The following is a 15,800-nucleotide window of genomic DNA, read 5'->3' on the forward strand; positions in this document are numbered from 1 at the left end:
TTTTAAGCTGCTAAAAATTTTGCTGTTTGTGCGCAAAATTTTAGTGCTTACGCATGCCTATGCAATTTGATTTTGCATCTGAAGTTTTCCCGGTTTTAAAGCGTGATTTTATGCATAATCTCGCTATAACTTTCTGAACAATATACTTTCTCTGTTCCAAAGTATATAATAGCTTTGCCATCTTCATCTTCGAGTATATGCGTAATCTTATCAATAAAAACCAAACATCGTTTGCCGTTAGATGTACGAACAATCAAATAATTTTCCATATCCAAATTATCATTTAATCCATGTATTAAAAAGAATTAAGCAAGCTATGATAAATACCACAATACCAGTGATTATCAGTTTTGAATTTTCTGTAACGACGTCAGACTTTTTTCTAAAAACTAAAGAATGAATAATCATAAAAAATATCCATGCGATTATCGCAATTAAAATATAGATACCGTAAAATAAATCTGTTAAATCATATCCGCCGCCGCCAATACTGTTAGTGTTTCCTTCAATAAGAGGAACGCTAGCAAGGATGACAATGGGAAGAATCAATAAAAATAACTTTACATAGAAACTTTTTGTGTTCATAAGAATATGTATCAGCCTCCACTAACAAGCCTTTCGAGTAACAAGTCTAAATTTACAGTAGCAAATCCGGAACTATGATCTGATAATCCATAAGGAATTATCAGGTCATTATTATGTATAATAGAACCGCAAGAATAGACCACATTAGGCACATAACCTTCTCGTTCATCAGGATTTGGCATAATCAGAGGCTCTTTTAATCGGCCGATTTCTTTTTCTGGATTGTTGATATCTAATAATGATGCGCCAATACAGTAACGACGCATCGGTCCAACGGCATGAGTCATGATAAGCCAGCCGTATTTAGTCTCTATTGGAGAACCGCAGTTTCCTATTTGCACCAATTCCCACGGATATTCAGGACTTTGTATTTTTATCGGATTTTCCCAGATATTGATATGATCAGAATACATCAAATAATTATTCCAGCCGTCAATGCGCGAAAGCATAGCATATTTGCCGTTAATTTTCCTCGGGAACAGCGCCAGATTTTTGTTTTTTGCGCCCGATCCATTTAGCGGACTGGTCTTGAAATCATAAAAATCATATGTCTGTAGCAATTTTGGCATGATATGATGCCCGTCATAAGCAGTATAGGTGCAATAATAGATTACTGTTCCGTTTTCTTTTTCAAATTTTACAAAACGAGCATCTTCAATTCCGTTACTTTCAAAGTCAGAAATTGGAAAAATGACCCTGTCGCTGATGTCTGTATCTTTTGAAAAGCTGATTTTTCGATAGCTGTCAGACAATGCCAGAATCATATTATACTGCGTGATTATCTTTTCTTCCTTTGTTTTTTCTTTCGCTTCAATAACGACTTTTTTCAGGCTCTCATAATCAAAACGTTCTCCAAGCTTTTCGTCTACATCTTTCAAAAAATCATTATTAATATCGGCCTCTTGTGCTTTTTTCAGGAAAAGTTTTTTGTTATACACCATATTATGGATTTTTTCGGCCTCATCAATATAATTACCTGCTGGAATTACAGAGATATTGCTGAATTTGTCAATCATGGCGCGACGAAATACTACAGAAGAAACATGCCCCTCTCCCACTGCCCTAAAGCTTATTAATACCCGAAGCTGACCTTCTTCGAGATTGCTCTGGTCAGGATCTGGAACGATAGACGGATTAAAGAAAGCGGCTGATTCAATAGAATACTCATGAGTAAAATAGGACCCTACCAGTAGTTTTGTATATTCATCAAGCTTTTCATAATTTCCTCCGGCCTTTTCTATATAAGCTTTGACTTTATCACAATGCTTGAGCAATTTTTTGGTAATATTTCTGTGTCTTTTTGAAAAGTCTTGTAACAAAGGCGATATGAGCCCAAAAACCGTTTCGTTATCTAACTGTAATATCTTTTTAATCAGTTCTACAGCGCGCTCTTCGCCATTGAAAAAATATCGGGCGATGACACGTCCAGAGTCAGGATATACTTTTATAGGTTTACGTTCGACGGACAATCTCATAGGCAGTATTTAAAAGGATTTGAATGAATTTTATTGGAATTTTATCTGATTAGTACAAAAGATAAAATAATTTTTCACTCTAAAATACGATTTTAAATCTACATAATAAGGAACTCAAATGCTAAAATTAACCAAAATCAGGAGGCAAATTTAGATTCACCTTTTAAAATTTCATAAGTTGCGCCTTTATTTTGTTCGATTAAGCCATTAAAATTCAAAAGTTTTTTAATTTTAGCATGAATTTTGTAGAAACTGTCTATCAAAAAGAGTCCATGAAATCTATTGCATTACTATTTATAATCTTTTTTTCTTTCCAGATGTATTCTCAGGTTGACTATAATAAGTCGATTTCGATTCCGTCTTCCAATACCAATACAACTATTTCTGTTCCTGCGGTAGATCCTAATTATGGTGTAACAATTCCGAAATCATTACCTAAATCTGATAAATATAAGGTTGGAGAATCAAAAGGCGTCAACTTTGGACAAGGCGGCGAAGAGTTTGGAAATCCAGGAGAGAAATACGAAAAAGAGCTTAATAAAAAGCAAGGCGGTGAATCGCAATCGGTTGTCAAAGGAAACCAGTTTTTTGGGGAATTTAAAAATAACGGAGATTTGGTAAATATAAAATTCCGTGACCATGAATATCCTGATGGCGATATGATAAAGATTTCTGTAAACGATGTCGTAGTCGTCTCTTCAGTTACCTTATATTCTCAATTTCAAGTATTGGATTTGCCATTAAAGCCTGGTTTTAATAAAATTGATTTTGAAGCCCTCAATCAAGGAACATCCGGTCCAAATACAGCAGAGTTTCATGTCTTTGATGACAAAGGAAAACTTGTAGCCGCTAATCGTTGGAATCTGGCAACAGGCTTTAAGGCGACCGTCATTATCATAAAAGAATAGCTTTTATCTAGCAAGCCATTCCCTCCGCAGCAAGGCGTATTGGAATTCGCTTCCCCAGCTTCCTTTGAAGAAAATATTTTCAATAAAATGACCTTCTTGACGGAATCCGAGGCTTTCTAATAAGCTTATTGAAGCTATATTTTCAGCATCAACAGTTTCTACGATTCTATGGATGTTATGTCCTGCAAAAAGGAAATCCATTATCCCAGAAAACGCTTCTTTTGCATAGCCTTTTTTCTGATGAAGGTGAGAAATGGTCATCCCTACTTCGGCTATTCGTTCATCAGAACCATTTAGTTTTATGGCGCAATCCCCGATTAGCTTGCCCGTTTCTTTGTTTTCGATAGCATATTGGACCCACTCGCCAGGCTTGCCAAATAACTTATCTTCTTGTCTTGCTATAAATTCTGATGCTTCTGAAAGCGTCATCACGTCAAAACCTTGGTATTTGGTGACTTCAGGATTTGATCGATACGCATGAAAATCATTTAAGTCTGCTTGCGTAAGATTTCGAATATGCAGCTTTTCAGTATGTATTGATAGTTTTTCCATTTTCCATAAATAGTTACGGCCTCAAAGATAGAAAAGCCTTTCCTAAATTTCCAATTATATCTGAAGCAATAAAAGCTTCATAGCCCATAACTTTTGAAGCTATATCTGCCGTCAATCCATGAATATAAACGCCAATAATTGCCGCGTCAACTGGTTCATAGCCTTGAGCCAAAAAGCTTGTAATAATTCCGGAAAGCGTATCGCCGCTTCCTGCCGTTGCCAAGGCTTGGTTTCCTGTTGCGTTTTTATAAACGGTATGGCCTGCAACAATCATTGTTGGAGCCCCTTTTACTACAATAATTATCTTTTTAGATAGAGAAAATTCTACGGCTTTTTCTATTTTCTCATCTTCGGATTCCCAGCCGCCTAGTAATCTTTGGAGCTCTTTTAAATGTGGTGTCAGGATTGTTTTTTCTGGGACATGATCAAACCATTGTTGATTTTTTGAGATGATATTAATTCCGTCAGCATCAATAAGCAGCGGTTTCTTGTTGCTTTTTAAAAACTGAAGAAAAGCCTTTTGAGTTTCTTTTTCCTGCCCCATTCCCATGCCGATGGCAATAGCATCCGGTTCTAGGTCAAATTCAATTGCTGCTATATGTTTTTCAGTACTATCAGTCATAACCATTGCCTCAGGAAATGAAGTCTGAAGAATTTCATAACCGCATTTTGGAATATAAGCTGTGACCAAGCCACATCCTGATTTCAAGCATGATTTAGATGCCAAGACTATAGCCCCTATTTTTCCGTAGCTTCCGCCAATAATCAAAGCATGCCCTTGTGTTCCTTTATGAGCTTCTGCCTGAACCGACTTATAGCGTTCAAGAATTTCTTTTTTATTTATAAAAATTGTGTCCATTAGATTTTTTTGATAGCAATCGAGCTTCTATAGAGTAAAGATACAAATACTGAAGCGATACATTTTAAGAAAATAACACTGGAAAAGTTTCAATAAGTAGCAAAAGCCATCCAAAAATCGTTTTTCTATATGACTGACTGTTAATGTTTTTAATTTTTTATGCAAAAAAAAGATAAAAAAACTGACGAAATAGTTGGTATTTATAGAATGATAAGTTACATTTGCAACCGCAAAAAAGGATAAGTTCTTTGTAATTTCAGGAGAGGTGCCAGAGTGGTAATGGAGCAGATTGCTAATCTGTCGACGAGCAATCGTCGCCAGGGTTCGAGTCCCTGTCTCTCCGCTTTTTTTGTTTTCGGGGTGTAGCGTAGCCCGGTTATCGCGCCTGCTTTGGGAGCAGGAGGCCGCAGGTTCGAATCCTGCCACCCCGACAGAACTTTCTCAGAAAGTTATTGAAATAATGGACGCATAGCTCAGCTGGATAGAGCACCTGCCTTCTAAGCAGGCGGTCGAAGGTTCGAATCCTTCTGCGTTCACAAAAAGCCTTGTTATTCATTTAGCAAGGCTTTTTTGTTTTTATCCACTTTTCTTCTTTCCTGCTTTAGTTAATTTTGAATTTAATTCAAAAATGCATTTCTGATTATTCAAAAAATAATTAAATTCGCAAAATAAACAAAGAACTAAACAATTATGAATAAAAAAGTTGTAATCGTATCTGCTGCCAGAACCCCGATTGGAAGTTTTATGGGAGCTCTTTCAACTGTTAGTGCTCCTCAACTTGGAGCTGTTGCAATCAAAGGCGCTTTAGACAAAATAAATCTAGACCCAAAACTTGTTGATGAAGTTTATATGGGTAACGTTGTACAAGCGGGTGTTGGACAAGCTCCAGCGCGCCAGGCGGCACTATTTGCGGGATTGCCTAATACAGTTATTGCTACAACTGTAAATAAAGTATGTGCTTCAGGAATGAAAGCAGTTATGATGGGCGCTCAAGCTATTATTAGCGGTGATGCAGAAATTATTGTAGCTGGTGGAATGGAAAACATGAGCTTGATTCCACATTATGTTCACTTGAGAAACGGATACAAATTTGGTCCAGCTTCAATGGTTGATGGGATGCAGAAAGACGGTTTGACAGATGCTTATGACAATAATGCCATGGGTGTTTGTGCCGATTTATGTGCTACTGAGTATAAAATTTCAAGAGAAGAACAAGATAATTTTGCAATCCAATCGTATGAGCGTTCTGCAAAAGCTTGGGAAGCAGGGAAATTTGACAATGAAGTTGTTCCGGTTCCTGTGCCTCAAAGAAAAGGTGACCCGATCATGGTTACCAAAGATGAAGAATATACTAATGTTAAGCTAGATAAAATCCCAACCCTAAATGCTGTTTTCACAAAAGACGGAACTGTAACTGCAGCCAATGCCTCTACGATCAATGATGGTGCTGGAGCTGTTGTCTTGATGAGTGAAGAAAAAGCGAAATCTTTAGGATTAACGCCATTGGCTTATATTAAAAGTTATGCTGATGCGGCACAAGAACCAAAATGGTTTACAACTGCACCGGCAAAAGCATTGCCTAAAGCATTAGACAAAGCAGGAATTACGATCCAAGATGTAGATTTTTTCGAATTTAATGAAGCTTTTTCTGTTGTAGGACTGGCAAATGCTAAAATCCTTGGATTAGAGAACGATAAAGTAAACGTTAATGGTGGTGCTGTTTCCCTTGGGCATCCTCTAGGATGTTCTGGCGTTAGAATTATCATTACGTTGCTAAATGTATTAGAGCAAAATAATGCTAAGATTGGTGCTGCTGCAATCTGCAATGGCGGCGGCGGTGCTTCTGCAATAGTGATTGAGAGAGCTTAAGAAAAAAGCACAATTATATTCTATAATGATGGATTTTGGATTTAAATGATTTCGTATCTTTAAAATCCGAAATTCATCATTTAATTTAAAGCAAACCCTAATGTTTGGAATTTGTAATTTAGCCATTATACCTTTAAGATTTGAACCTAGCGACAGAAGCGAAATTGTATCCCAAGTGCTTTTTGGCGAACATTTTAGGATTTTGGAAAAAAACAAGCAATGGTCAAAAATTCAGCTACATTATGATGATTATGAAGGCTGGGTAGACGAAAAACAATTCCAGGCTATTTCTGAATCTGATTACAATTTGTTATGCAATGATGCTATAATACTTAATGCTGACCTGATTGAATATGTAAATTCTCCTAATAATTTATTGATGCCTATTCCACTTGGAGCATCACTCTCCTTTCTCAGCAATGCCGGAATCAATAAAGGAAATCTTGATTTTGAGGGGATGAAAATTAGCGGTATCAAACCGAAAAATAACCTGATCAATACAGCATTCATGTATCTCAACGCTCCCTATCTTTGGGGCGGAAAGACACCTTTTGGAATTGACTGTTCTGGACTAACACAGATGGTTTATAAATTAAACGGATATAAGCTCATGCGGGATGCCTCTCAACAAGCAACTCAAGGAGAAGCTCTAAGTTTTATTGAAGAAAGCGAACCTGGAGATTTGGCTTTTTTTGATAATGAAGAAGGAAAAATTATTCATGTGGGAATCATAATGGATGATAATTATATCATCCACGCTAGCGGCAAAGTTAGGATTGACAGGCTGGATCATCTAGGAATTTATAATGCGGAAACCAATAGACATACTCACAAACTGAGAGTCATCAAAAAAATAATATAAAAAAAAACCGAAGTATTAAACTTCGGTTTTTTCATTCTTGTTGTTATCTCAAATTAATTATTTTTCGCTGCTTTCAGTGCTTTAGCTTCTGAAGTCATTTCCAAATAATTGTATACGTTAAGTAATGTTTTATAAACATCCTCATTCTTTGGATCTAGCTTATTTGCTTTTTCCAAGTAAGGTAAGGTGCTTTTAAAAATTTCTTCTCTTTTTGCTTTTAATACTTCATATCTCTTATTGTCTTTTTGCGAAGTGCCTAATTTGTTTATTTCTTCAACAATTGTAGCGTCGCTTTCTAATTTGAGTACAGAAAGATTTAAATAAGCATTAACGTAATTCGGATCTAACTCAATGGTTTTTTTATAGTACTTTTCAGCTTCAGCATTTTCTTTAGCTTGAGCCGAAAGAACACCAAGATTATAAAACAAATTTGGATCGGCTGGATTTTTCTCAATAATTTCTCCTACTAACTTTTTATAGTTAGCAACGTCATTGCTTTTCAAATACAAATCTGCTTGTGTCATAGTAAGAGAGACATCGTCAGGATTTGCTGCTCTAGCATCAATAAGAGCTTTTTTAGCTGCGTCAACATCACCTTTGTTGTTGTAGATCAAGGCAATATTTCTATAAATCTCCCCTCTTTTTGATGGTTCTTTTTCTGTTTTTGGCGCTTCATGTGTTCCAAGTTTTACCATCTTGTCTCTTTCAGCTGCAGTCTTAAAGTTTTGGTATTCACCATTAGCTTTACTTTTAGCCGAATAGATTGTTGCTTTTCCAGAGTAGTTTATTTTTTTTAGCTCGTCATAGTATTTAAGAGCAGTGTCATATTCTTGACCGTTTACAGCACTTGAAGCAGCATAATAAAGATAAAGCGTATCTTTTTTGTCTAGCAAATAGGTTTCGTATAGCTTCTCAGCTCCTTCTTTAAATCTTTTTTGCTTGTTATCGTCAATCGCCATATTGACCAATTGATTTTTCACTTTTGCAAGTGAAGCTTCAGCTTCTTTTGTATATTTTGACTTTTTAGAAGCTTGCTCTGTGGCAATCAGTTGGTTATATGATTTTGCTGCTTGTACAAGATTATTGCCTTCATCAACTCTTTTCTCGGCAAGGCCTAAGTAAGCATTTCCTTTTAAGAAATAAAATTGCGCTTTTTGAGATTCGTCAGCATTAGAAATAAGGCTTTCTGCTTTTTCTAATGAGGTTTTTGCTTCAGCAGGATTTCCATTTTTCAAGGCTTTTTCTGCAGCCTTCATCTCGTCTTTTTGAGCAAAGGACATGCCCGAAATTAGAAAAGCTGATGCCAGCAATAGATATTTACTTTTCATATTTTTCAATTTTTAGGTTATGGTTTATTCTTCAGTGTTTTCTGTTTCTTTGGCTACATCTCCGTCAGCAGATGCTTCAAGAGTACTATCTCCTTCTACATCATCTATTTCTTCTATAGCTTCTTCTTCACGAATAACTTTTGTTACTGCAGCAATAGAGTCATTTCCTTTAATATTGATTAATCTAACGCCTTGAGTCGCTCTACCCATAACACGCAGGTCGGAAACCTCCATACGAATAGTCAATCCAGACTTATTAATAATCATCAAATCATCAGCATCAGTAACGTTGTTTATCGAAATCAGTTCTCCTGTCTTATCAGTAATACTTAGTGTTTTTACACCTTTACCACCTCTATTCGTGATTCTATAGTCATCTAAAGAAGAACGTTTTCCGTAACCGTTTTCAGAAACCACCAAGATTTCGCTTTCCATATCATTTACAGAAACCATACCAATAACTTCATCTTTGTCGTCTCTTAATGTAATTCCTCGAACTCCAGAAGCACTTCTTCCCATCGGACGTGTTTTTCCTTCTTCGAAACGGACCAACTTACCAGACTTCACAGCAATCAAGATTTGGCTTTCACCATTCGTCAATTTTGCTTCTAGCAACTCATCGTCTTCTTTAATCGTAATTGCGGCAATACCGTTTACTCTCGGGCGAGAATATTGCTCTAATAAAGTTTTCTTGACCTGACCTTGTTTCGTAGCCATGATTACATAATGTGAATTGATGTAGTCTTGGTTTTTCAAATCTTGTGTACAGATAAAAGCTTTTACTTTATCATCATTTTCAATGTTGATAAGGTTTTGGATTGCTCTTCCTTTGGATGTTTTTGTCCCTTCAGGAATTTCATAGACTCTCATCCAGAAACATTTTCCTTTTTGGGTAAAGAACATCATATATTGGTGGTTGGTAGCTACGAAAAGATGCTCTAAGAAATCTTGATCTCTTGTTGCCACTCCTTTTTGGCCTACTCCTCCTCTATTTTGTGTCTTGTATTCAGAAAGATTGGTTCTTTTAATATAACCAGCATGGGAAATCGTAATTACTACGTTTTCATCAGCGATCAGATCTTCAATACTAACATCACCTCCTGCGTATTCAATTGTAGAACGACGGGCATCGCCGTATTTCTCTTTGATTTCCGTTAACTCTTCTTTGATAAGAGCCATTCTCAAGTCTTTGCTTGCTAATAATTCTTTCAAATGCGTAATCAACTTCATAATTTCTTCGTATTCTGCACGCAATTTGTCTTGCTCAAGACCGGTAAGCTGTCTCAAACGCATTTCGACAATTGCTTTCGCCTGGATTTCAGAAAGGTTGAATCTTTCGATTAATTTTTCCTTAGCCTGATCAGTATTGCTTGAAGAACGGATCAATTGGATTACTTCGTCAATATTATCGGAAGCAATAATCAATCCTTCTAAGATGTGTGCTCTTTCTTCTGCTTTACGCAATTCGTATTGAGCTCTGCGGACTACAACTTCGTGACGGTGCTCTACGAAATGATGGATCAAATCTTTTAAGTTCAGCATCTGTGGTCTTCCGTTTACTAGCGCAATGTTGTTTACGCTGAAAGAAGACTGCAATTGCGTGAATTTATAAAGCGTATTCAATACCACGTTCGGCACTGCATCACGCTTTAAGATATAAACGATACGCATTCCGTTTCTATCCGATTCGTCACGGATATTTGAAATGCCTTCAATTTTCTTTTCATTTACCAAGTCAGCTGTCTTTTTGATCATGTCTGCCTTATTGACTTGGTACGGAATTTCAGTCACAACGATACATTCTCTTCCATCAACTTCTTCGAAGCCGACTTTAGCACGCATCACGATTCTTCCTCTTCCTGTCTTGAATGCTTCACGAACACCTTCATACCCATAAATAATCCCTCCAGTTGGAAAATCCGGAGCTTTGATATGATTCATCAGTTCGTCAATCTCGATATCATTATTGTCGATATAAGCTAAAGTTCCATCAACAACTTCTGTCAGGTTGTGCGGTGCCATATTGGTTGCCATACCTACAGCAATACCAGACGCACCATTTATTAATAAAGTAGGGACTTTTGTAGGCATGACCTTTGGTTCTTCCAAAGTATCATCAAAGTTCAATTGAAAATCAACTGTCTCTTTGTCAATATCTGCCATTATTTCCTCTGCAATCTTGCGCATTCTAGCTTCCGTATAACGCATCGCTGCAGGACTGTCGCCATCTACAGAACCAAAGTTACCTTGGCCGTCTACTAAAAGGTAGCGCAAACTCCATTCTTGAGCCATACGGACCATCGCATCATAAACCGATGTATCGCCGTGTGGGTGATATTTTCCTAAAACTTCTCCAACAATTCTTGCGGATTTTTTGTGTGCTCTATTAGAAAAAACTCCTAATTCATACATACCATAAAGTACTCTTCTATGTACGGGTTTCAAACCATCTCTAACATCAGGAAGCGCTCTGGAAACAATTACCGACATCGAATAATCGATGTAAGATGATTTCATTTCGTCTTCAATGTTAATAGGAATCAACTTTTCTCCTTCAGACATAAGTATTTATATTAAAAAATTAAATTTGTTTCAAAACGTGCCAATATACGCATTTCAGAACTTTTTCATCGCATTTTTTAACACTAATTTCAGTGATTTATCAACATAAAAAAGCCACTTTGTAGTTGATAAATAAATTTTCAGATATTTTTTTATTTCTGAGTATTTTTTTGTCACTTAGCTGTCAGTACTTATGTCAGGGTATGATTTTTGTATTTACTCAACAAATTCACTAAATTTACAAGACCAATATTTTATATTATGGATGATAATTTTTCACCAAGAGTAAAAGATGTAATCACTTACAGTAAAGAAGAGGCGCTCCGTTTGGGCCATGACTTTATTGGAACGGAACATCTAATGTTGGGGATATTAAGAGATGGTAACGGTAAAGCAATAAATATACTGAATAATTTATCAATAGATTTAGAGCATTTGCGTAGAAAAGTCGAAATATTAAGCCCTGCAAACCCTAATGTTGAAGCCAGTAATGAAAAAAAGAACCTTCATTTGACCCGTCAGGCGGAAAGAGCCTTGAAGACGACTTATCTTGAAGCTAAAGTTTTCCAAAGCCCGTCTATTAGTACCGCACATCTATTATTGTGCATTTTGAGAAACGAAAATGATCCCACAACCAAGCTGCTGAATAAGATGAAAATCGACTATGACGTAGCTAAAGAACAATACTTGAATATGACACCAAACAGCGAAGAAGAATTTTTGAATGACTTGCCAAAAAATGAATCTTATAATGATGATTCAGGACAAGATGACAGCTTAAAAGAAGGTGCTTTCAATACGCCGGCGAGCAAATCCAACAAAAAATCAAAAACCCCGGTTCTTGATAATTTTGGACGCGATTTGACCGAAATGGCAGAAGAAGGAAAACTAGATCCTGTTGTTGGACGTGAGAAAGAAATCGAGCGTGTTTCGCAGATTTTAAGCCGTAGAAAAAAGAACAACCCTCTTTTGATTGGAGAGCCTGGAGTTGGTAAATCTGCTATTGCAGAAGGACTTGCTTTGAGAATTATCCAAAAGAAAGTATCTCGTATATTATTCAACAAACGTGTCGTGACACTTGATCTGGCGAGCTTAGTTGCCGGAACAAAATACCGCGGACAGTTTGAAGAGCGTATGAAAGCCGTAATGAATGAATTAGAAAAGAATGACGATATTATTCTTTTTATTGATGAGATTCATACTATTGTAGGTGCTGGCGGTGCTACAGGATCGCTTGATGCTTCTAATATGTTTAAGCCGGCTTTGGCAAGAGGCGAAATCCAATGTATTGGAGCGACTACTCTTGATGAGTACCGTCAATATATCGAGAAAGATGGTGCTTTAGAAAGACGTTTTCAAAAAGTTATCGTAGAACCGACTTCGGTTGCAGAAACGATTACGATTTTGAACAACATCAAAAACAAATACGAAGACCATCACAATGTAACTTACACTGATGAAGCTATAGAAGCTTGCGTGAAGTTGACTGACAGATACATGTCAGAGCGTTTTCTTCCAGACAAAGCGATTGATGCTTTAGATGAAGCGGGTTCTCGTGTTCACATTACAAATATTGATGTTCCAAAACAAATTTTGGATTTAGAACGTCAGTTGGAAGAAGTGCGCGAATTGAAAAATACTGTTGTCAAAAAGCAGAAATATGAAGAAGCTGCCAAGCTTCGCGATGATGAAAAACGCATCGAAAAAGACTTGGCGATCGCACAAGAACAATGGGAAGAAGATTCTAAAAATAACCGTATCCAAGTAACCGAAGACAATGTTGCTGATGTTGTTTCTATGATGTCCGGAATTCCTGTAAACCGAATTGCTCAGACTGAAAGTAATAAGTTAGCTAAATTACCAGAACTTATTGAAAATAAAGTAATTGGACAAAAAGAAGCTGTGTTAAAAATTGCTCGCTCTATCCAGAGAAATCGTGCAGGGTTGAAAGACCCTAACCGTCCGATTGGTTCGTTTATTTTCTTAGGACAGACAGGTGTTGGTAAAACACAATTAGCTAAAGTCTTGGCTAAAGAATTGTTTGATTCTGAAGATGCTTTGGTTCGTATCGACATGAGCGAATACATGGAGAAATTCGCGATTTCTAGATTAGTTGGAGCACCTCCGGGATACGTTGGTTATGAAGAAGGTGGTCAATTGACAGAAAAAGTGCGTAGAAAGCCTTATTGTGTTGTCCTTTTAGATGAGATCGAAAAAGCACATCCTGATGTTTTCAACATGATGCTTCAAGTTTTAGACGATGGATTCTTAACGGACAGCTTAGGTCGCAAAATCGATTTTAAAAATACGATCATCATCATGACATCAAATGTCGGTGCGCGTCAATTAAAGGATTTCGGACAAGGCGTTGGTTTTGGAACTGCCGCTAAAATTTCTCAAACCGATGAGAATTCTAAGAGTATTATTGAAAATGCTTTGAAAAAAGCTTTCGCTCCGGAATTTTTGAACAGAATTGACGACGTTATCGTATTCAACGCTCTTGAAAAAGAACACATCGATTTGATTATCGAAATCGAATTGAAAAAATTGTATGCAAGAATCGCTGAATTAGGCTATAACCTAGAATTGTCTGACAAAGCCAAGGCGTTTATTGCTGAGAAAGGTTTCGACAAACAATTTGGAGCTAGACCTTTGAAAAGAGCGATTCAGAAATATGTTGAAGATGCGCTTGCAGAAGAAATTATCACTTCTAAAATAAGCAGCGGCGACCTGATCTTTATGGATTTGGACGACACTTCTCAAGAACTTACTGTTGAAGTCAAAAAAGCTGAAAAACCTACTAATTAAGTAGGTTTTTCTTTTTATAATAATTACGAAAATTTATTATTTCATTCTAAAATAAGTAGTACTTTAGTTTATTGTTTCAATCAATATTTACTATGTCCGCAAATAAAGTTATCCTTGGAAGCGAAGAATGGTGCTCGTTTCCAGAACTAGGAATTCCTACCATTAAAGCCCGCGTTGATTCTGGCGCAAAAACTTCTGCCCTTCATGCAGTTAACATCGCTCCTTTTGTTAAAGATGGCGAAAACTGGGTAAAGTTTGATATCAACCCGATCCAGAACAATCTGAAGACGATTATCCATTGCGAGGCACCTTTGGTTGACAAACGAATTGTAAAAAGCTCCAGCGGATTCCGCGAACAGCGCTATGTCATCCGTACAACCTTAGATTTCGGAGAGAATAAATGGCCTATTGAAATGACTTTGACCAATAGAGACTCCATGGGTTTCCGTATGCTTTTGGGTCGTGAGGCTATGAGCGGACGTGTTTTGGTCGATCCGGAACAAAAATATTTATTAGGACAACCTTCCAGCGAAACATTAAAAGAACTGTATCACAATTCTGAAAAAGCAAAGACAGGGCTTAAAATAGGGCTTCTCGCTAGCAACCCAGAATTATATTCGAATAAAAGAATCATGGAAGCCGGAGAAATGAGAGGCCATGAAATGCATTTCTTAAACATTAAGGAATGTTACATGAAATTAGATGCGACTAAGCCAGAAATTCATTATCGCGGCGGAAAAATATTAAGTGATTTTGATGCCGTAATTCCTAGGATTCGTCCAAGTATTACTTTCTATGGTTGTGCTCTGACACGCCAATTTGAAGCGATGAAAGTCTTCTGTTTAAATTCCGCTTCCGCAATTACGCAATCGCGGGACAAGTTATATTCGTTGCAATTATTACTCAATCATGGTGTTGATATTCCGACCACAGGATTTGCTAATTCGCCTTTAGATACCGACGATTTGATTAAAATGGTTGGCGGTTCTCCCCTAATCGTAAAATTATTAGAAGGAACGCAAGGAAAAGGTGTCGTTTTGGCAGAAACCAAAAAAGCGGCAGAAAGTGTTATCAATGCTTTTAAAAGCTTAAATGCAAATATATTAGTTCAAGAATTCATCAAAGAAGCCAATGGTAAAGACATTCGTTGCTTCGTAATCGACGGAAAAGTAGTGGCTGCCATCCAAAGAGAGGCTTTGCCAGGAGAATTTAGAGCAAATATTCATCTTGGAGGAACTGCTTCGATCATCAAAGTAACTTCAGAAGAAAAAAGAATCGCTATCAAAGCTGCTAAGGCAATGAATCTAAAAGTTGCCGGTGTCGATATTATTCGTTCTTCAAAAGGTCCGCTTTTGTTGGAAGTAAATTCCTCTCCAGGATTAGAAGGCATTGAAGGGGCTACCAATAAAGATATTGCCGGAGAAATGATCAAAGCGATTGAGAAAAACTTCAAGTGGAAATAATGAATCCCTATCTTGACATAATCCTGAGAAGCATTGCCGTATATTTTTTTATGGTTATCGCCTTGAGGGTTTTCGGGAAAAAAGAATTATCGCAGTTAAATACAGCTGATGTCATCTTGATTTTGCTCATCAGCAACTCCGTCCAAAATGCAATGGTTGGAAGCGATACTTCGCTTTGGGGCGGACTTATAGCCGCAGGCGCTTTATTCCTAGTAAATTTTATACTGAAAAAGTTGATGTTCCGCTACAAAGGATTAAATAATTTATTGCAACAAAAACCAGAAATATTAGTCCACAACGGAAAGATTGATTTTAAAACTTTAGCTCGATTAGATATTACTTCTGAAGAATTGACCGAAGCGATGCACGAACACGGAGTTGAATATTATAAAGATGTAAAGCTGGCGATTTTAGAAATTGACGGAAACATCAGTATTATCTCTGGTAATGAGAATTTGAAACAGACGCATTACAAGAGAAAAAGAAACCATAAATCCTTAAACGGAATAGATTAAAAATAAAAAAGTTG

12 protein-coding genes and 3 tRNA genes are annotated in these 15,800 nt (G+C 36.8%); 9 read left to right on the forward strand and 6 right to left on the reverse strand.

Going from position 1 to position 15,800, the window contains the following annotated elements; all coding sequences use genetic code 11:
* Positions 1–279: 279 nt before the first annotated feature.
* Complete coding sequence (locus GGR22_RS15810) at positions 280–585, reverse strand: hypothetical protein (RefSeq protein ID WP_182494449.1); 306 nt, start codon at positions 583–585, stop codon at positions 280–282.
* 11 nt (positions 586–596) lie between these two features.
* Positions 597–2,060, reverse strand: coding sequence for a glycoside hydrolase family 130 protein (locus GGR22_RS15815; RefSeq protein ID WP_121377030.1), 1,464 nt, complete (start codon positions 2,058–2,060; stop codon positions 597–599).
* Positions 2,061–2,332: 272 nt separating this feature from the next.
* On the opposite strand from GGR22_RS15815, the gene GGR22_RS15820 reads away from it, so the two are divergent.
* Positions 2,333–2,968, forward strand: a complete 636-nt coding sequence (locus GGR22_RS15820; protein ID WP_182494450.1) for a hypothetical protein — start codon at positions 2,333–2,335, stop codon at positions 2,966–2,968.
* Positions 2,969–2,971: 3 nt separating this feature from the next.
* Here the strand turns inward: GGR22_RS15820 and GGR22_RS15825 are convergent, their stop codons facing one another.
* Both GGR22_RS15825 and GGR22_RS15830 read right to left on the reverse strand, forming a co-directional pair.
* Positions 2,972–3,520 (reverse strand): GNAT family N-acetyltransferase, encoded by a 549-nt coding sequence (locus GGR22_RS15825; RefSeq protein ID WP_182494451.1) that lies wholly within the window; start codon positions 3,518–3,520, stop codon positions 2,972–2,974.
* A gap of 13 nt (positions 3,521–3,533) precedes the next feature.
* Complete coding sequence (locus GGR22_RS15830; RefSeq protein ID WP_182494452.1) at positions 3,534–4,379, reverse strand: NAD(P)H-hydrate dehydratase; 846 nt, start codon at positions 4,377–4,379, stop codon at positions 3,534–3,536.
* A gap of 259 nt (positions 4,380–4,638) precedes the next feature.
* Between GGR22_RS15830 and GGR22_RS15835 the strand changes: the two genes are divergently transcribed.
* From GGR22_RS15835 to GGR22_RS15855, 5 genes are all read left to right on the forward strand, one after another.
* Positions 4,639–4,722: transfer RNA gene (locus GGR22_RS15835), tRNA-Ser, on the forward strand.
* Positions 4,723–4,735: 13 nt separating this feature from the next.
* Positions 4,736–4,810: transfer RNA gene (locus GGR22_RS15840), tRNA-Pro, on the forward strand.
* A 31-nt stretch (positions 4,811–4,841) separates the two neighbouring features.
* Positions 4,842–4,915: transfer RNA gene (locus tag GGR22_RS15845), tRNA-Arg, on the forward strand.
* Between the two features lie 154 nt (positions 4,916–5,069).
* On the forward strand, positions 5,070–6,248 hold the full coding sequence (locus GGR22_RS15850) for an acetyl-CoA C-acyltransferase (protein ID WP_182494453.1): 1,179 nt from the start codon (positions 5,070–5,072) through the stop codon (positions 6,246–6,248).
* Positions 6,249–6,348: 100 nt separating this feature from the next.
* The gene (locus GGR22_RS15855; protein ID WP_121377025.1) at positions 6,349–7,110 is read left to right on the forward strand and encodes a C40 family peptidase; all 762 of its coding nucleotides are present in this window, start codon (positions 6,349–6,351) and stop codon (positions 7,108–7,110) included.
* A gap of 53 nt (positions 7,111–7,163) precedes the next feature.
* Here the strand turns inward: GGR22_RS15855 and GGR22_RS15860 are convergent, their stop codons facing one another.
* Positions 7,164–8,438 carry a tetratricopeptide repeat protein gene (locus tag GGR22_RS15860; RefSeq protein ID WP_182494454.1) on the reverse strand — a complete coding sequence of 425 codons (1,275 nt, stop codon included), beginning with the start codon at positions 8,436–8,438 and terminating at the stop codon, positions 7,164–7,166.
* A gap of 24 nt (positions 8,439–8,462) precedes the next feature.
* Positions 8,463–11,000 carry a DNA gyrase subunit A gene (gene gyrA, locus GGR22_RS15865; RefSeq protein ID WP_182494455.1) on the reverse strand — a complete coding sequence of 846 codons (2,538 nt, stop codon included), beginning with the start codon at positions 10,998–11,000 and terminating at the stop codon, positions 8,463–8,465.
* Between the two features lie 261 nt (positions 11,001–11,261).
* On the opposite strand from gyrA, the gene GGR22_RS15870 reads away from it, so the two are divergent.
* The 3 genes from GGR22_RS15870 to GGR22_RS15880 all read left to right on the forward strand — a co-directional run bounded on the left by GGR22_RS15870 (position 11,262) and on the right by GGR22_RS15880 (position 15,786).
* The gene (locus tag GGR22_RS15870; protein WP_121377022.1) at positions 11,262–13,808 is read left to right on the forward strand and encodes an ATP-dependent Clp protease ATP-binding subunit; all 2,547 of its coding nucleotides are present in this window, start codon (positions 11,262–11,264) and stop codon (positions 13,806–13,808) included.
* A gap of 92 nt (positions 13,809–13,900) precedes the next feature.
* Positions 13,901–15,271, forward strand: coding sequence for a 30S ribosomal protein S6--L-glutamate ligase (gene rimK / locus GGR22_RS15875; protein WP_121377021.1), 1,371 nt, complete (start codon positions 13,901–13,903; stop codon positions 15,269–15,271).
* Positions 15,271–15,786: a DUF421 domain-containing protein gene (locus GGR22_RS15880; protein ID WP_121377020.1), complete on the forward strand. Its 516-nt coding sequence runs from the start codon at positions 15,271–15,273 to the stop codon at positions 15,784–15,786. The genes rimK and GGR22_RS15880 overlap by 1 nt, the downstream gene beginning before the upstream one ends.
* The last annotated feature ends 14 nt before the right edge of the window (positions 15,787–15,800 follow it).

Origin of the sequence: Flavobacterium gossypii, assembly GCF_014138495.1 — a bacterium.
GTDB classification, from domain to species: Bacteria; Bacteroidota; Bacteroidia; order Flavobacteriales; family Flavobacteriaceae; genus Flavobacterium; species Flavobacterium endophyticum.